The 17,524-nt window shown below is 58.0% G+C and carries 16 protein-coding genes; 13 read left to right on the top strand and 3 right to left on the bottom strand.

Annotation, left to right across the window (positions count from 1 at the left end; all coding sequences use genetic code 11):
• Positions 1-60 precede the first annotated feature (60 nt).
• Genes phnL through phnP form a run of 5 tightly spaced genes read left to right on the top strand, consistent with a single transcriptional unit; the run spans position 61 to position 3,617 of the window.
• Positions 61-741, top strand: coding sequence for a phosphonate C-P lyase system protein PhnL (phnL, locus tag L350_RS00490; protein ID WP_022646780.1), 681 nt, complete (start codon positions 61-63; stop codon positions 739-741).
• The gene (phnM, locus tag L350_RS00495) at positions 738-1,874 is read left to right on the top strand and encodes an alpha-D-ribose 1-methylphosphonate 5-triphosphate diphosphatase (RefSeq protein ID WP_032627056.1); all 1,137 of its coding nucleotides are present in this window, start codon (positions 738-740) and stop codon (positions 1,872-1,874) included. Before phnL ends, phnM begins: the two co-directional genes overlap by 4 nt.
• On the top strand, positions 1,871-2,422 hold the full coding sequence (gene phnN, locus L350_RS00500) for a ribose 1,5-bisphosphokinase (protein WP_032627054.1): 552 nt from the start codon (positions 1,871-1,873) through the stop codon (positions 2,420-2,422). The genes phnM and phnN overlap by 4 nt, the downstream gene beginning before the upstream one ends.
• Entirely contained in the window at positions 2,415-2,849 is a 435-nt protein-coding gene (gene phnO, locus L350_RS00505; protein WP_032627053.1) for an aminoalkylphosphonate N-acetyltransferase, read from the top strand. Before phnN ends, phnO begins: the two co-directional genes overlap by 8 nt.
• A gap of 9 nt (positions 2,850-2,858) precedes the next feature.
• Positions 2,859-3,617: a phosphonate metabolism protein PhnP gene (gene phnP / locus L350_RS00510; RefSeq protein ID WP_032627052.1), complete on the top strand. Its 759-nt coding sequence runs from the start codon at positions 2,859-2,861 to the stop codon at positions 3,615-3,617.
• A 55-nt stretch (positions 3,618-3,672) separates the two neighbouring features.
• On the opposite strand, the gene yjdP is transcribed toward phnP, so the two are convergent.
• Positions 3,673-3,996 carry a DDRRRQL repeat protein YjdP gene (yjdP, locus tag L350_RS00515; RefSeq protein WP_017382647.1) on the bottom strand — a complete coding sequence of 108 codons (324 nt, stop codon included), beginning with the start codon at positions 3,994-3,996 and terminating at the stop codon, positions 3,673-3,675.
• 69 nt (positions 3,997-4,065) lie between these two features.
• On the bottom strand, positions 4,066-6,345 hold the full coding sequence (locus L350_RS00520; RefSeq protein ID WP_032627051.1) for a hybrid sensor histidine kinase/response regulator: 2,280 nt from the start codon (positions 6,343-6,345) through the stop codon (positions 4,066-4,068).
• A gap of 181 nt (positions 6,346-6,526) precedes the next feature.
• Here L350_RS00520 and L350_RS00525 point away from each other — a divergent pair, with 181 nt between their 5' ends.
• The 6 genes from L350_RS00525 to L350_RS00550 all read left to right on the top strand — a co-directional run bounded on the left by L350_RS00525 (position 6,527) and on the right by L350_RS00550 (position 12,693).
• Positions 6,527-8,041: a sugar ABC transporter ATP-binding protein gene (locus tag L350_RS00525; protein ID WP_023299107.1), complete on the top strand. Its 1,515-nt coding sequence runs from the start codon at positions 6,527-6,529 to the stop codon at positions 8,039-8,041.
• 2 nt (positions 8,042-8,043) lie between these two features.
• Positions 8,044-9,039 carry an ABC transporter permease subunit gene (locus tag L350_RS00530; RefSeq protein ID WP_003860239.1) on the top strand — a complete coding sequence of 332 codons (996 nt, stop codon included), beginning with the start codon at positions 8,044-8,046 and terminating at the stop codon, positions 9,037-9,039.
• 28 nt (positions 9,040-9,067) lie between these two features.
• A complete protein-coding gene (locus L350_RS00535; protein ID WP_003860240.1) occupies positions 9,068-10,009 on the top strand; it encodes an ABC transporter substrate-binding protein in 942 nt (313 codons plus the stop codon).
• A gap of 107 nt (positions 10,010-10,116) precedes the next feature.
• Entirely contained in the window at positions 10,117-10,803 is a 687-nt protein-coding gene (locus L350_RS00540; protein WP_032627050.1) for a D-lyxose/D-mannose isomerase, read from the top strand.
• Between the two features lie 10 nt (positions 10,804-10,813).
• Positions 10,814-11,674 (top strand): ketose 1,6-bisphosphate aldolase, encoded by an 861-nt coding sequence (locus L350_RS00545; protein ID WP_022646771.1) that lies wholly within the window; start codon positions 10,814-10,816, stop codon positions 11,672-11,674.
• On the top strand, positions 11,674-12,693 hold the full coding sequence (locus L350_RS00550; RefSeq protein ID WP_032627049.1) for a carbohydrate kinase family protein: 1,020 nt from the start codon (positions 11,674-11,676) through the stop codon (positions 12,691-12,693). Before L350_RS00545 ends, L350_RS00550 begins: the two co-directional genes overlap by 1 nt.
• Here the strand turns inward: L350_RS00550 and L350_RS00555 are convergent.
• Positions 12,675-13,406, bottom strand: coding sequence for a response regulator (locus tag L350_RS00555; RefSeq protein ID WP_032627048.1), 732 nt, complete (start codon positions 13,404-13,406; stop codon positions 12,675-12,677). The two genes, L350_RS00550 and L350_RS00555, sit on opposite strands and share 19 nt — an antisense overlap.
• A gap of 256 nt (positions 13,407-13,662) precedes the next feature.
• Here L350_RS00555 and fdhF point away from each other — a divergent pair, with 256 nt between their 5' ends.
• On the top strand, positions 13,663-15,810 hold the full coding sequence (gene fdhF, locus L350_RS00565) for a formate dehydrogenase subunit alpha (protein ID WP_080298763.1): 2,148 nt from the start codon (positions 13,663-13,665) through the stop codon (positions 15,808-15,810).
• 296 nt (positions 15,811-16,106) lie between these two features.
• Positions 16,107-17,476, top strand: a protein-coding gene (locus tag L350_RS24080) for an IS3-like element ISKpn8 family transposase (RefSeq protein WP_085949440.1) whose coding sequence is annotated in 2 segments (ribosomal slippage) — positions 16,107-16,587 and positions 16,587-17,476 — 1,371 coding nt in all. Because the reading frame shifts where the segments join, the coding sequence is not laid out codon by codon here.
• Positions 17,477-17,524: the final 48 nt, after the last annotated feature.

Below are 17,524 nucleotides of genomic sequence, written 5' to 3'. Positions count from 1 at the left end.
CGCACCCGTAGGCCGGGTAAGGCGAAGCCGCCACCCGGCAAAACGAATCGCGAGGCAAAAATGATCCACGTTGAAAATGTCAGTAAAACCTTTGTGCTCCACCAGCAAAACGGTGTCCGCCTGCCGGTACTGCAAAATGCCTCATTAGAGGTCAGCAACGGCGAATGCGTGGTGCTGCATGGCCATTCCGGCAGCGGAAAATCCACCCTGCTGCGCTCCCTGTATGCCAACTACCTGCCGGACGAAGGCCATATTCATATCCGCCATAACAATGAATGGGTCGATCTGGTCCAGGCTCCCGCGCGCAAGGTGCTGGAAGTACGCCGCTCGACGATCGGCTGGGTCAGCCAGTTCCTGCGGGTGATCCCGCGGATCTCTGCCCTGGACGTGGTCATGCAGCCCCTGCTGGATCTCGGCGTACCGCGCGAAACCTGCGCCGCTAAAGCCGCCAGCCTGCTGACGCGTCTCAACGTACCGGAGCGTCTGTGGCACCTCGCCCCGTCGACCTTTTCCGGCGGCGAACAGCAGCGCGTGAACATCGCCCGCGGCTTTATCGTCGATTACCCGATTTTACTTCTGGATGAACCCACCGCCTCGCTCGACAGTAAAAACAGCGCAGCGGTGATGGAACTGATCGAACAGGCCAAAGCGCGCGGCGCGGCGATCGTCGGGATCTTCCACGACGACGCCGTACGCCATCGCGTGGCGGACAGACTGCACCCGATGGGGACAAACGTATGATTATCAATAACGTCAGGCTGGTACTGGAAAATGAAGTCGTGAACGGCTCGGTTGAGGTCCGGGACGGTGTCATCCGCGCGTTTGCTGAAACCCAGAGCCGCTCACCGGACGCGATGGATGGCGAAGGCGGCTGGCTGCTGCCGGGGCTGATTGAGCTGCATACCGATAATCTTGATAAATTTTTCACGCCCCGCCCGAAGGTCGACTGGCCCGCGCATTCAGCGATGAGCAGCCACGACGCGCTGATGGTCGCCAGCGGCATCACCACGGTGCTGGACGCGGTGGCGATCGGCGACGTGCGCGACGGCGGCGATCGGCTGGAGAACCTGGAGAAGATGATCAACGCCGTGGAGGAGACGCAAAAGCGCGGCCTCAACCGCGCCGAGCACCGTCTGCACCTGCGCTGCGAGCTGCCGCACCACACTACCCTGCCGCTGTTTGAAAAGCTGGTGGGCCGCGAGCCGGTCTCGCTGGTTTCCCTGATGGATCACTCGCCGGGGCAGCGCCAGTTCGCCAACATTGAAAAGTATCGCGAATACTATCAGGGCAAATACGCGCTCAACGATGCTGAGATGGCGCGCTATGAAGAAGAGCAGCTCCAGCTTGCGGCCCAGTGGTCGCAGCCGAATCGTCTCTCCATTGCCGCGATGTGCCGTGACCGTCATATTGCCCTGGCCAGCCATGATGATGCCACGCACGACCATGTCCGTGAATCCCACCAGCTTGGGAGCGTGATCGCCGAATTTCCCACCACGTTCGAGGCGGCAGAGGCATCGCGTAAGCATGGCATGAACGTGCTAATGGGTGCGCCGAACATCGTGCGCGGCGGGTCGCACTCCGGAAACGTGGCGGCAAGCAAGCTCGCCTCCCTCGGCCTGCTGGATATCCTCTCATCTGACTATTACCCCGCCAGCCTGCTGGACGCGGCCTTCCGCGTCGCGGACGACGAAGGCAATAGCTTCACGCTGCCGCAGGCGATTCGCCTGGTGACGAAAAACCCGGCCACCGCGCTCAATCTTCACGAACGCGGGGAAATCGCCGAGGGGAAACGGGCCGATCTGGTGCTGGCGCACCGTAAGGGCGAGCACATTCATATCGACCACGTCTGGCGTCAGGGAAAAAGGGTGTTCTGATGGGAAGACTCATCTGGTTAATGGGCCCGTCCGGCTCCGGGAAGGACAGCCTGCTGTCGGCGTTACGGCAGCGGGAACACTCACAGCTGCTGGTGGCGCACCGCTATATCACGCGCGATGCCAACGCCGGAAGCGAAAACCATATCGCCCTGAGCGAGCAGGAGTTTTTTACCCGCGCCGGACAAAACCTGCTGGCGCTAAGCTGGCATGCCAACGGTTACTACTATGGCGTCGGCATTGAGATCGACCTCTGGCTGCACGCGGGGTTCGACGTGCTGGTTAACGGCTCACGGGCGCATCTCCCGCAGGCTCGCGCCCGGTACGAAGCGGCGCTGCTCCCGGTCTGTTTGCAGGTTTCCCCGGAGGTTCTGCGTAGCCGGCTGCAAAAGCGGGGGCGCGAAAACGCACGCGAGATCGAACAGCGGCTGGAACGGGCGGCGCGCTACACCCCGTCGGGTTGCCATCTCCTCAATAACGACGGAAGTTTGCTACAGTCAGTCGAGACCTTTCTATCGCTTATTCGCCAGAAGGAGAAACAGCATGCCTGACTGCCAGCTTCGCCCCGCCACCGCCGACGATGCGCCGATCGTTTACGCTCTGATCTGCGAACTTAAGCAGGCCGAGTTCGATCATCAGGCGTTTCACGTCGGGTATCTGGCCAACTTGCAGGATCACAATATGCGCTACCAGCTGGCCGAGCTGGACGGGCAGATCATCGGTATGATCGGCCTGCATATGCAGTTTCACCTGCATCACGCCCGCTGGATCGGCGAGATCCAGGAGCTGGTGGTGATGCCGCAGGCGCGCGGATTAAAAGTGGGCAGCCAGCTGCTGGCCTGGGCAGAGGACGTCGCGCGACAGGCAGGCGCCGAGCTGACCGAGCTTTCCACCAGCGTGAAGCGCGTGGACGCGCACCGTTTTTATGTTCGTGAAGGGTATACGCAAAGCCATTTCCGCTTCACCAAACCGCTGTAGAGGTGCGTTATGAGTCTGACGATCACGCTGACAGGAACGGGAGGGGCGCAGCTGGTGCCGGTGTTTGGCTGCGACTGCGCGGCGTGCCGACGGGCGCGTTTGCAGGAAAACCATCGCCGTCGCCCCTGCAGCGCGGCGGTGAAATTCAACGATGCGGTCACCTTGCTGGACGCAGGTATTCCACACCTGATGGACGACTGGCCCGCAGGGAGTTTCAGGCAGTTTTTGCTTACCCACTATCATATGGATCACGTTCAGGGGCTGTTTCCTCTGCGCTGGGGCGTGGGAGCGACCATTCCGGTTTACGGTCCGCCGGACGACGCAGGCTGTGACGACCTGTTCAAACATCCCGGCCTTCTCGATTTCAGCCACACGGTAGAGCCGTTTGTGACGTTTGAACTTCAGGGCTTGCGGGTCACGCCGCTGCCGCTCAACCATTCAAAACTCACATTTGGCTATCTGCTGGAGTCCGCCCACAGTCGCGTGGCGTGGCTTTCTGATACCGCCGGGCTACCGGATAAAACGGTGACATTTCTGCTAAATAATCAGCCGCAGGCGATGATTATTGACTGTAGCCATGAACCGCGCCAGGAGACGCCGCGCAACCACTGTGATTTGAATACGGTGATTGCGCTGAACGAGGTGATTGGCTGTCCGCAGGTGATCCTGACGCATATCAGCCATCAGTTTGACGTCTGGATGATGGATAACCCGCTGCCGTCCGGCATTGAAGCGGGGTATGACGGGATGGTACTGGTGCTGGATTAGGTTTTGCCGGGTGGCGGCTGCGCCTTACCCGGCCTACGCGTTGCGATACCGGGGTTTACCACCGATCGTAATCATCCTCTAACCGGCGCTCATCCTCCTCTAACCGACGCCGGTCGTCATCCAGCTGCCGCTGACGCTCGTCTAAGCGCTGGCGTCGGTCTTCTAACTGCCGGCGACGATCGTCGTACTGGCGGCTGTCGGTTTGACGGCTGCGATCGTAACGATCGTCGTCATCGTCATTACGGCTGCTGCCGGGGTTATAGGCGTCGTTGATCGCCTGCTGAATATTGCCAATAGCATCATCAATCACATCGGCATGCGCCAGTTGGCTGGTTAAAGTCAGCAGACCCAATAACAGAGCGGTAGAGTAACGTTTCATAAGGCCAGACTCGCAGGTGAACTGGCCTTAAAGTAATGACTGGCTGTTAGCGGGAGTAGCGGAGGAATCTCAAATTACCATCACCTTGCGCAGCGCCTGCGCCAGCTGTGCGCGGGTGAACGGTTTTCGCAGTAACGGAACGTCCGGCAGCTGCGGGTTATGCGCCGGGCGCAAATCCTGTCCGCTGATCAGCAGAACTGGCAACTGCGGATAGTGGCTGCGTACATGGCCGATCACCTCCGCACCGCTCAGGCCGCCCGGTAACATCAGGTCGCTGATAAACATGCCGATATCCGGTGATGCGTCCAGCATGTTCAACGCCTGCTCGCCGTTTTCGGCTTCAAGTGTCAGGTAGCCAAGCTGGTGCAGTTGCTCGCACAGGGTCTGACGCACGCCCGCCTCATCTTCCAGGACCAGCACAAGCAGCTCACTTTCTGCCGGGGCCGTGGTCGCCAGCACGACATCATCGGAGAACGCGGGCAGCGTCGAGCGCGGCAGCTGGAGCCGCACGGTGGTTCCCTGCCCCGGCGCGCTTTCGATCTCAACGCGACCACCCGACTGGCGCACAAAGCCGTACACCATCGACAGCCCTAACCCGCTGCCGCTGCCGGTCTGTTTGGTGGTGAAGAACGGTTCAAAGACCTGCGATTTCACCTCCTGCGACATCCCGCAGCCGTGGTCAATCACCTCCAGCGCGACCATATCCTGCCTGCGCCCGTCGCTGCGGGTCACACGCTGGTTCCAGGTGCGGATTTTGATCACACCGTATTGCCCCTCCATTGCGTCACGGGCGTTCATTACCAGGTTGATAATGGCGTTTTCCAGCTGGCTGACGTCAATCCATGCGGGCCACGCCGGGGTTTGCGCTTCAATATCCAGCGTCAGCGTGGCGGGAAGCGAGTGCCGCATCAGCTCGCTCAGGTTCTCCAGCAGCGGCTTCATCTCTACCGCATGGGGTTGCAGGGATTGCTTGCGCGAGAAGGCCAGCAGACGCTGGGTGAGCATGGCTCCGCGTTCCGCGGCTTTAAGCGCACGGGTGATGCGCGGCGCGTCCGGTGATGCCGAATCGGTCAGCTCCAGACTGCCGATAATCACCGCCAGCAGGTTATTAAAATCATGCGCCAGGCCACCCGTCAGTTGCCCGACCGCCTTCATTTTCTGGCTGTGCAGCAGCGCCTCCTCCAGCCCCTGACGTTCGATGCGGTCAACCTCCATCTGTGAGGTCTTCTCCTTCAGCAGCCGCGTGGTGTGCTCCAGCGAAGCGGTATTGCGGGCGAAAACGTTAAACGCGCGCGCCAGTTCCCCCAGCTCATCACGCCGCTGTAGCGCGGGCACCGACACATCCTGCTCCCCATGAGCGAGACGCGACATCGCCCTTGAGATAGCCGTCAGGTTGGAGCCCAGATTGCGGTAAATATACCAGCAGGCACAGCCGGTGATGATCAGCGCCAGCACCGCGAAGATGCTGATAAACACGCTGATGGATTGCAGCTCGTGATGGCTCTGGGCCGTGCGAAGCCGGGAAGCCTGCGCCACCTGTTCAACGTACTGATTAATGTCGCTGTTTAATATCGCCACCAGCGCCTTGATGTGGAACATGTACCAGCTGATGGACAGTTCGCTCTCCTCCAGCTGCGTCGACAGTGGTGCGAGCTTGCGCAGCTCATCATTAAAATCCGGGAGCACCAGGTTGGCCACCGGTTGCAGGGCGCTCGCGGATAACCCCGCGGTTACTGCATCCAGCTGCTGCACCGTGGCGCGCGGTGAAGGGGTATCAATGGCGGCAACGATCAGCCTGTCCATCTCTGCAAGCTGTCGGGCGTCTGGCACATTGCTCGCGTAACGGCGGTTGATATCCTGCAAATGACGCAGGTAGCTTTGGCTTTGATAGAGCGAGCTGAGCAGCGCGTTACGCTCCAGATGCCGCTTTTGCCCGCGCTCCAGCATTCCCGTCACGCTCTGCTGTAATTCATTACTCCTGCGAATAATTCGCGCCACCAGCGCCGGCTCCTGCTGCGCCAGCGGCGCATCGGCAAGTTGATCCAGCGAGTGGCGCAGCGCCATCTGCGTCTGTTTCAGCCGCTCGGCTTCGCCTTTGTACTCCAGCGCACCGACCACCTGCGACAGCCGCACCGCCGCCGTTGCCACATTTGCGGTATCACGGGCGAGGTTCATGCTGCCGGTCATGTCATCCAGCGTTTGCTGTTGGACCTGCTCCTGGATCTGGCTGGCGTGACGAAAGCCGAGCACCGCCACACCGCTGACCATCAGCGTGACGGCGACCACCAGCAGATTAAAAATCAGCAGGCGTCCGCGGGCGCTGGTGAAGAACGGGGGGCGTGAAGACATGGGTTTGGGCTCCTCTGCGGATTGGTGCCTTCACCCTGGCCCTCTCCCACAGGGAGAGGGAAAAGGAAAATGTGATGGCGATTAGCTATTCATAACTATGACAAATATGAACAGCTTCTGACATTTTGCATTTACGCGCCTGTGATGAAGTGCAGATATCGACATTCACAGGAGATCCGCCATGAGCAGAACCCCGGTTTTAGAGATGCGCCACATTGCCAAAACCTTTGGCAATTTCCACGCGCTCAAGGGCGTGGATTTGACGGTTTTCCCCGGTGAGATCCACGCGCTGATGGGGGAAAACGGCGCCGGAAAAAGCACGCTGATGAAGATCCTCGCAGGAGCCTATACCGCCAGCAGCGGCGACATCCTCATCGACGGCAAGCCATTTCACATCAAAGGTCCGAAGGATGCGCTGGCCGCAGGCATTACCCTGATTTATCAGGAGATGCAGCTTGCTCCTAACCTGACCGTGGCAGAAAACATTTTTCTCGGCAGCGAGCTGTCGCGCGGCGGGCTGGTCCAGCGCAAAGAGATGGCTGCCCAGGCGCAGGCGGTCATTGACCGCCTCGGTGCGCAGTTCAGCGCCACCGACCTGGTCATGAAGCTGACGATCGCCGAGCAGCAGCAGGTGGAGATCGCCCGCGCCCTGCACCGCAACAGCCGCATTCTGGTGATGGACGAACCTACCGCCGCCCTCTCCTCACGCGAAACCCACCGTCTGTTCGAACTGATTTTGCGCCTGCGCGATGAAGGCATGGCGATTATTTACATCAGCCACCGGATGGCGGAAGTGTATGAACTCTCGGACCGCGTCAGCGTGCTGCGCGACGGGCAATACGTCGGCAGCCTGACGCGCGACAGGCTCAACGCCTCCGAGCTGGTGCGCATGATGGTGGGCCGTCCGCTCAGCGATCTGTTTAACAAAGAGCGCGATATTCCCCTCGGCAGCCCGCGTCTTAACGTCCACCACCTCACCGACGGCAAAAAAGTGCAGCCCTGTAGTTTGCAGGTGCGCTCCGGTGAAATCGTCGGACTGGCGGGTCTGGTCGGGGCCGGGCGTTCCGAGCTGGCGCAGCTGATCTTCGGCGTGCGCAAAGCCACCGGCGGCATGATTGAGGTGGACGGCGAACCGGTGGTGATCCACTCCCCGCGCGCGGCCATTGAGAACGGCATCGGTTTTCTTACCGAGAACCGCAAGGAGCAAGGTCTGTTTCTGGAGCTGGCGGCGCAGGAGAACATCACCATGGCGACGCTGGAGCGCGACGCCACCTTCGGCTGGCTGAACCGCAAAAAAGCGCAGTCGATTTCCGATGACGCCATCGCCCTGCTCAATATCCGCGTGCCCCATTCACAGGTGCGCGCGGGCGGGCTCTCCGGCGGCAACCAGCAAAAACTGCTGATCTCCCGCTGGGTGGCGATAGGCCCGCGCATTCTGATTCTGGACGAGCCCACGCGCGGCGTAGACGTCGGCGCAAAAAGCGAGATCTACCGCATCATGAACCAGATGGCGCGCAAAGGCGTTGCGATACTGATGATCTCCAGCGAGCTGCCGGAAGTAGTAGGGATGAGCGACCGGGTGTACGTGATGCGGGAAGGCAGCATTGCGGGTGAACTGCACGGGCGCGACATCTCTCAGGAAAACATCATGACGCTGGCAACCGGCGTAAACGACACACATCATCAGGCGGTGTAATTATGACAACTCCAACCCATCCGCAGCAGGTGGCGAAATCCGCCTCCGCCAAAAAAATGCTGATGAGCGATCTGATGCAAACGATCGGCATTTTGCCGATTTTAATCCTGATTGTGGCGGTATTTGGCTTTATCGCCCCGAACTTTTTCACCGAGAGCAACCTGCTCAACATTACCCGGCAGGCGTCGATCAACATTGTGCTGGCGGCCGGGATGACCTTCATCATCCTGACCGGCGGGATTGACCTCTCCGTGGGCTCGATTCTGGGCACCACGGCAGTGGCAGCGATGGTAGTGTCGCTTATCCCTGAATTTGCGATGCTCTCCATTCCGGCGGCGCTGATGCTCGGTATGGTGCTGGGGCTGTTCAACGGTGCGCTGGTGGCCTTCGCCGGACTTCCGCCGTTTATCGTCACGCTCGGCACCTATACGGCGCTGCGCGGCGCGGCCTATCTGCTGGCGGACGGCACGACGGTTATTAACTCCAACATTAACTTCGAGTGGATCGGCAATAACTACCTCGGCCCGATTCCGTGGCTGGTGGTGATCGCCCTGGCGGTGATTGTGGTGTGCTGGTTCATCCTGCGCCGCACCACCCTCGGCGTTCACATCTATGCGGTTGGTGGCAACATGCAGGCGGCACGCTTAACCGGCATTAAGGTCTGGCTGGTGCTGCTGTTTGTCTACGGCATGAGTGGCCTGCTCTCGGGCTTAGGCGGCGTGATGAGCGCTTCACGTCTCTACAGCGCCAACGGCAACCTCGGCACGGGGTACGAGCTGGATGCGATTGCGGCGGTGATCCTCGGCGGCACCAGCTTCGTCGGCGGGATCGGCACGATCACCGGCACCCTGGTGGGCGCGCTGATCATCGCCACCCTCAACAACGGCATGACGCTGATGGGCGTCTCCTATTTCTGGCAGCTGGTGATCAAAGGGGCGGTGATCATCATAGCGGTGCTGATCGACAAATACCGTACCCGACACCATCAAAGTGCATAACAACAATACCCTACGTGAGGAATACAGCATGAGATTGAAGCCCTTAGTGACCGCGCTCTGTGCTGGCGCGCTGCTGGCCGCAACCCCGTTTGCGCAGGCAAAAGATCTGAAATCCATCGGCGTGACGGTGGGTGACCTGGCTAACCCGTTCTTCGTGCAGATCACCAAAGGTGCCGAGCTGGAAGCGCGCAAGCTGGCGGGAGATAACGTCAAGGTGACGCTGGTCTCCAGCGGGTACGATCTGGGCCAGCAGGTGTCGCAGATCGATAACTTCATTGCGGCGAAAGTAGACATGATCATCCTTAATGCCGCGGATTCCAAAGGGATCGGCCCCGCGGTAAAACGCGCTAAAGAGGCGGGGATCGTGGTCGTGGCGGTGGACGTGGCGGCGGAAGGGGCCGATGCGACCATCACCTCCGATAACACTCAGGCGGGAGAAATGGCCTGTAAGTACATTACCGACCGCCTGAAAGGTAAAGGCAACGTGGTGATCATCAACGGACCGCCGGTTTCTGCGGTACAAAACCGCGTGGAGGGCTGCCAGACCGAGTTCAGGCGCCACCCGGATATCAAAGTGCTCTCGGATAATCAGAACGCCAAAGGCAGCCGCGAAGGCGGCCTGGAGGTCATGACCTCCCTGCTGGCGGCCAATCCGAAGATCGACGGCGTATTCGCGATTAACGATCCGACCGCGATCGGCGCCGATCTGGCGGCTAAACAGGCTCAACGCAACGAATTCTTTATCGTTGGCGTGGATGGCAGCCCGGATGGTGAAGAAGCCCTGAAGCGCGAAAACTCGCTGTTTGTTGCTACCCCGGCGCAGGATCCGCAGGTGATGGCGGCGAAGGCGGTGGAGATTGGCTATGACATTCTTCAGGGCAAACCTGCGCCGAAAGAGCCCGTGCTGATCCCGGTGACGATGATCGATAAAAAGAACGTCGGCACGTATAAGGGTTGGACGGTTAAGTAAGCCCCTCACCCCGGCCCTCTCCCCAAAGGGGAGAGGGTGTTCAAGTTCCCTCTCCCCTTTGGGGAGAGGGTTAGGGTGAGGGGGCGGCAAAAACTCAAGGAGTCCCCATGAAACGCTCCGACATCAACGCAATCCTCGGCCACACGCGGCAGTTCTTCTCCATGCACGACGTGCATCTCCCCCCTTTTGCCAGCTTTCCGCCGACAAAATGGCAGCAGCTTGACCAGGCAGCATGGCAGGAGGTGTTTGACCTCAGGCTCGGCTGGGACGTGACGGCATTTGGTGGCAACAACTTCGCTGCACAGGGGTTAACGCTTTTCACCCTGCGCAACGGCTCCCCCAACGGCGTGCCCTATGAAAAGTGCTATGCCGAAAAAATCATGCACGTCCGCGACGGCCAGGTGACGCCGATGCATTTTCACTGGCGCAAGCGGGAGGACATTATTAACCGCGGCGGCGGGAATCTGATTATTGAGTTATGGAATGCGGGCGCGCATGAAGAGACCGAAAACACCGACGTGACCGTCACGATAGACGGCTGTCGGCAGACGCACGCGCCCGGCAGCCAGCTGCGCCTCACGCCTGGGGAGAGCATCTGCCTGACGCCCGGCCTGTACCACAGTTTCTGGGGTGAACGCGGCTTTGGTGACGTGCTGGTGGGCGAAGTGTCGTCGGTCAATGACGATGAACACGACAACCACTTTTTACAGCCCATTGACCGCTACAACACCATTGAAGAAGACGAACCGGCGCTGCTGGTGCTGTGCAACGAGTACACCCTCTTTCGGATATAAGGAGTGAATGATGCCATTGATTTCTCTTGCCGACGGTCTGGCCCACGCCAGGGAACACCGCTACGCCCTGGGCGCGTTCAACGTGCTCGACTCCCATTTCCTGCGCGCGCTGTTTGCCGCCGCGAAGCAGGAACGCTCGCCGTTTATCATCAACATCGCCGAAGTGCATTTTAAGTACGTGTCTCTGGAGTCGCTGGTGGAAGCGGTGAAATTCGAAGCTGCCCGCCACGATATTCCCGTGGTGCTGAACCTCGACCACGGCCTGCATTTTGAGGCGGTGGTGCGCGCCCTGCGTTTAGGGTTCAGCTCGGTGATGTTCGACGGCTCCACGCTGAGCTATGAGGAAAATATCCGCCAGACCCGGGAAGTGGTGAAGATGTGCCACGCGGTGGGCGTCTCGGTAGAGGCGGAGCTGGGCGCGGTAGGCGGGGATGAAGGTGGCGCGCTGTACGGTCATGCGGATGAAGCCTTCTTTACCGACCCGCAACTGGCGCGCGAATTTGTTGATTCAACCGGCATCGATGCGCTGGCGGTTGCCATTGGCAACGCGCACGGCAAATACAAGGGCGAGCCGAAGCTTGATTTTCCGCGTCTGGACGCCATTCGCCAGCAGACGGGCCTGCCGCTGGTTTTACACGGTGGCTCTGGCATAAGCGACACTGATTTCCGCCGCGCCATTGAACTCGGTATTCATAAAATCAATTTCTATACCGGCATGTCGCAGGCCGCACTTGCCGCCGTTGAGCAACGCATGGCGAACCGACAATCGCTTTACGATGAGTTTGCCGAGCTGCTGCTGGGCATTGAAGAGGCCATTACCGATACGGTTGCGGAGCAAATGCGCATCTTCGGCAGTGCGGGGCAGGCCTAATGGAACGCAAAGGGATCGTCGCCGCAGGCAATATGCTGGTGGATCACGTCCACCAGATCTTACAGTGGCCGGAGCGCGGCTGGCTGGCAGAAATCACCCACAGCGAACGCTCAACCGGCGGTGCGCCGCTCAACGTTCTGCTGACGCTGGCAAAAATGCACGTCGGCCTGCCGTTACAGGCGGTGGGGCTGATTGGGGAAGACAGCGACGGAGACTATATTCTGGCGATGCTCGACCAGTATCACGTCAATCGCCAGCGCGTGCAGCGCACGACGTTCTCCCCAACGTCGATGTCGCAGGTGATGACCGACCCCAGCGGACAGCGCACCTTTTTCCACTCGCCGGGCGCCAACCGCCTGCTGGATCTTCCCGCCTTCGATCGTTTAGACGGATCGCTGAAGATCTTCCATCTCGGCTATCTGCTGCTGCTCGACAGCCTGGATATGCCGGACGAGGAATTTGGCACCCGCAGCGCGCGGTTACTGGCACAGATGCACGATCAGGGGTATGAAACCTCGCTCGATCTGGTGTCCCGCAAGGGCGACCCGCGCTATCAGCCGCTGGTGCTCCCTGCCCTGCGCCATCTTGATTATCTGGTGATTAACGAGCTGGAAGCCGGTGAGTTTAGCGGGCTTGAGATCCGCGACAGCCATGATGCGCTGAACATGGCCCATATCGCCGACGCTGCCGCACAGCTGCTGGCGGCAGGCGTGCGACAGCGGGTGGTGATCCACTGTCCGGAAGGGGCATGGGGTGAAGCGCCGGGTGAAAAAGGGCAATGGGTTCCGTCGTGGAAGCTGACGCAGGACGAGATTATCGGCAGCGTCGGCGCGGGCGACGCGTTTTGCGCGGGCTTTTTATACGGCTGCCATGAATCCCTGCCGCTGACGGAGAGTATTTATCTGGCGCACGCCTGCGCGCGGGCCAGCCTGCTGGCGGCTAATGCAATTGACGGCGCGAAAACGCTGGCCGAGCTTCAGACGTTTATTCAGGAGAACGGTCAGGCGGCTTTCTCATGATGGGAAACGTCCGTGGCAAAAACATAGCCCAGACCGCGAATGGTTTTGATCAGCAGAGGCTGGTGCGGATTGACCTCAATTTTTCGCCGCAGCCGCATGATCAGCACGTCGATAGTGCGGTCAAAGACCTCGGCGCATTCGCTGTGGGTCAGTTCAAGCAGCTGTTCACGGCTCAGTACCCGGCGGGCGTTTTGCGTTAATGCCAGCAGCAGGCCATATTCGCCCTGGGTTAACGGCACGGTATTACGCTGCGGATCGCTCAGCTCGCAGCGGGTGGTGTCCAGCGTCCAGCCGTTAAAAGCAATACCCTCAACGCGCGGCGCGGCAGGCTCCGCGGCCAGCGCGCCGGTACGACGCAGCACCGCCTTAACGCGGGCGACCACCACGCGCGGATTGAACGGTTTTCCGATGTAATCATCAGCGCCCATTTCCAGCCCGACAACCACATCTGATTCACTTCCCAGCCCCGTCAGCATCACCACCGGTAGCGACGGTCGCCGCTTTTGCATCTGCAGCAAAACCTGTAATCCGTTGATATCCGGCAGCATCATGTCCAGCAGAACCAGCGCAATGCCGGAGTCCTGCTGGACACGGTTCACCGCTTCCTGACCGGTGTGACACGTCAGCACGGTAAAGACGTGCTCGCTGAGCACATCCTGTAGCAGTTCGCAGACTGCGACATCATCATCAACCACCAGAATCGCCGGTTTCATCGCATGCTTCCGTCAGGGAATTATGTTAAGTCTGAACCATTCTGCCGCCGGCTCCAGCCGAATTGTTTTTTACGTGACGGAAATTCAATCCATGTCACATCCCCTGCCCTTTCGACACGTCAATTTTGACGATTGGCTGTTTTTCGTCAGGGTTTTGCCCCGCAAAGGGTCGTAAAGTCAGGAAATACCCATAGTAAAAACATGGCATAGAAGCTGCATATTGGGCAGGTAAGAACTGTTTAACTGGAGCAAAGTGATGAAAAAAGTCGTCACGGTTTGCCCTTATTGTGCCTCAGGTTGCAAGATCCACCTGGTGGTCGATAACGGCAAAATCGTCCGGGCGGAAGCGGCGCAGGGTAAAACCAATCAGGGCACGCTGTGCCTGAAAGGGTACTACGGCTGGGATTTTATTAACGATACCCAAATCCTCACCCCGCGCCTGAAAACCCCTATGATCCGCCGCGAGCGCGGCGGCAAGCTGGAAGCCGTCTCCTGGAATGAAGCGCTGGATTATGTTGCCACGCGCCTTAGCGCCATCAAGGCCAAGTATGGCCCGGATGCGATTCAGACCACCGGCTCCTCACGCGGAACCGGGAATGAAACCAACTATGTGATGCAAAAATTCGCGCGCGCCGTTATTGGTACCAATAACGTCGACTGCTGCGCTCGCGTCTGACACGGCCCATCGGTTGCAGGTCTGCACCAGTCGGTCGGTAACGGCGCAATGAGTAATGCCATCAACGAGATAGATAACACCGATCTGGTGTTCATCTTCGGCTATAACCCGGCGGATTCTCACCCTATCGTCGCGAATCACGTGATTCGCGCCAAACAGAACGGGGCGAAAATCATCGTCTGCGATCCGCGCAAAATTGAAACCGCGCGCATTGCCGATATGCACATCGCACTGAAAAACGGCTCGAACATCGCGCTGTTAAATGCAATGGGGCACGTCATTATTGAGGAGAACCTATACGACCAGGCGTTTGTCGCAAGCCGTACGGAAGGGTTTGAAGAGTATCGCAAGATTGTCGAAGGCTATACGCCGGAGTCCGTTGAGGCGATAACCGGCGTCAGCGCACAGGAGATCCGCCAGGCGGCGCGGATGTACGCCGGAGCGAAAACCGCCGCCATTCTGTGGGGTATGGGCGTGACCCAGTTCTACCAGGGCGTGGAAACCGTGCGCTCGCTCACCAGCCTCGCCATGTTGACCGGCAATCTGGGTAAAGCGCATGTGGGCGTGAACCCGGTACGTGGTCAGAATAACGTGCAGGGCGCGTGCGACATGGGCGCGCTGCCGGACACCTATCCGGGCTACCAGTACGTCAAATTCCCGGAAAATCGCGAGAAATTCGCGAAGGCCTGGGGCGTGGAGAGCCTGCCTGAGCACACGGGATATCGCATCAGCGAGCTGCCGCACCGCGCGGCGCACGGTGAAGTGCGTGCGGCCTACATCATGGGTGAAGATCCGCTCCAGACCGACGCCGAGTTGTCTGCGGTGCGTAAAGGGTTTGAGGATCTGGAGCTGGTGATTGTTCAGGATATCTTTATGACCAAAACCGCGGCGGCGGCGGATGTGATTTTACCGTCGACCTCCTGGGGCGAGCATGAAGGTGTCTATACGGCGGCAGACCGCGGCTTCCAGCGCTTCTTCAAGGCTGTCGAGCCGAAGTGGGATCTGAAAACGGACTGGCAGATCATCAGCGAAATCGCCACCCGCATGGGCTACCCGATGCACTACAACAACACCCAGGAGATCTGGGACGAGTTGCGGCATCTGTGCCCGGACTTTTATGGGGCAACCTATGAAAAAATGGGTGAGCTAGGCTACATCCAGTGGCCGTGCCGGGATGAGTCAGAGGCGGATCAGGGAACGTCGTACCTCTTTAAAGAAAAATTCGACACCCCGAACGGGCTGGCGCAATTCTTCACCTGCGACTGGGTCGCGCCGATCGATAAACTCACCGACGAGTATCCGATGGTGCTCTCCACCGTGCGTGAAGTGGGCCATTACTCCTGCCGTTCCATGACCGGCAACTGCGCCGCGCTGGCGGCGCTGGCGGATGAACCGGGCTACGCGCAGATCAACACCGCCGATGCCGAAAGGCTCGGTATTGAAGATGAAGCGCTGGTGTGGGTGAACTCGCGTAAAGGCCGCATCATTACCCGCGCGCAGGTCAGCGACCGTCCGAACAAAGGCGCGGTCTATATGACCTACCAGTGGTGGATTGGCGCCTGTAACGAGCTGGTGACGGAGAATTTAAGCCCGATAACCAAAACGCCGGAGTATAAATACTGCGCCGTAAACGTGGAGCCCATAGCGGATCAGCGCGCAGCGGAACAGTACGTGATCGACGAATATAACAAGCTGAAAGCCCGCCTGCGTGAAAGCGCAATGGGATGAAGCTGTTAATTAATCGCTGACTAAATGGGGTGAGATATTCACCCCATTATTATTTCTGGCATCGCTATTAATAATAACAATATATTTCTCTGAAGACGTCTCGCAGAAAAATGTAATTTTCGCGAAAATTAATTACATCTTTGCATTTTAATTCAGAGGGATAAGATATGCGGCGGGTGCTTAAGACTTTCTGTCTTGAGCATTGTTGAGGGACAGAAAGTGGAAAGCCCCGGGAAATTTGCATTTACCTGTACTGCACCCATTTTGTTGGACGATGAAATGGAATAGTCCCTGATATGTCAAAGCCAAAATACCCCTTCGAAAAGCGCCTTGAAGTCGTGAATCACTACTTCACAACTGATGATGGTTACAGGATCATCTCTGCACGTTTTGGTGTGCCTCGAACCCAGGTCAGGACGTGGGTTGCCCTCTATGAAAAACATGGAGAAAAAGGTTTAATTCCCAAACCTAAAGGCGTTAGTGCTGATCCAGAGTTGCGCATTAAGGTCGTGAAAGCCGTGACCGAGCAGCAGATGTCCCTCAATCAGGCTGCTGCTCACTTTATGCTTGCTGGTAGTGGTTCTGTAGCCAAGTGGCTGAAAGTCTATGAGGAGCACGGAGAAGCTGGTTTACGCGCACTCAAGATCGGCACCAAAAGAAACATTACAATGTCAGTTGATCCAGAAAAAGCGGCGTTAGCATTGGAGCTGTCGAAAGACCGACGTATTGAGGATCTTGAAAGACAAGTTCGATTCCTTGAAATGCGGCTTACGTATCTAAAAAAGCTGAAAGCCTTAGCTCATCCCGCGAAAAAGTGAAAGTACTCAACGAGCTAAGGCAGTTTTACCCTCTTGATGAGCTTCTCAAGGCAGCGGAGATACCGCGCAGTACGTTTTATTACCATCTAAAGGCTCTCAGCAAGCCTGATAAGTATGCGGATGTTAAAAAGCGTATTGGTGAGATTTATCACGAGAATAAAGGTCGTTACGGATACCGTAGGGTAACGTTGTCTCTCCATCGAGACGGGGAACGGATTAACCATAAAGCCGTTCAGCGCCTGATGGGAACCCTCTCGCTTAAGGCAGCGATTAAGGTCAAGCGATACAGCTCCTACAGAGGAGAGGTAGGGCAAACCGCCCCCAATGTTCTCCAAAGGGATTTCAAGGCTACACGGCCAAACGAGAAGTGGGTTACCGACGTTACTGAATTTGCAGTCAATGGGCGAAAGCTGTATTTGTCTCCAGTAATAGATCTCTTCAACAACGAAGTTATTTCTTACAGCCTGTCGGAAAGACCTGTGATGAACATGGTCGAGAATATGCTCGATCAGGCATTCAAAAAGCTTAAGCCTCACGAGCATCCTATTCTGCACTCTGACCAGGGATGGCAGTATCGTATGAGAAGGTATCAAAACATCCTTAAAGAACAAGGCATTACACAGAGCATGTCCAGAAAAGGCAATTGTCTGGATAATGCAGTCGTGGAATGTTTCTTTGGAACCTTAAAGTCGGAGTGTTTTTATCTTGACGAGTTCAGTAATATAAGCGAACTGAAGGATGCTGTTACGGAATATATTGACTACTACAACAGCAGAAGAATTAGCCTGAAATTAAAAGGTCTGAGTCCAATTGAATATCGAACCCAGACCTATGTGCCTCGTGTTTAACTGTCCAACTTTTTGGGGTCAGTACAACCCGAGGCTACCCCTCAACCC

The organism is Enterobacter sp. MGH 4, from assembly GCF_000534735.1.
GTDB classification, from domain to species: domain Bacteria; phylum Pseudomonadota; class Gammaproteobacteria; order Enterobacterales; family Enterobacteriaceae; genus Enterobacter; species Enterobacter intestinihominis.
Note: the sequence above shows the minus strand (reverse complement) of the source record. Positions and strands in the feature narration are given on the sequence as shown.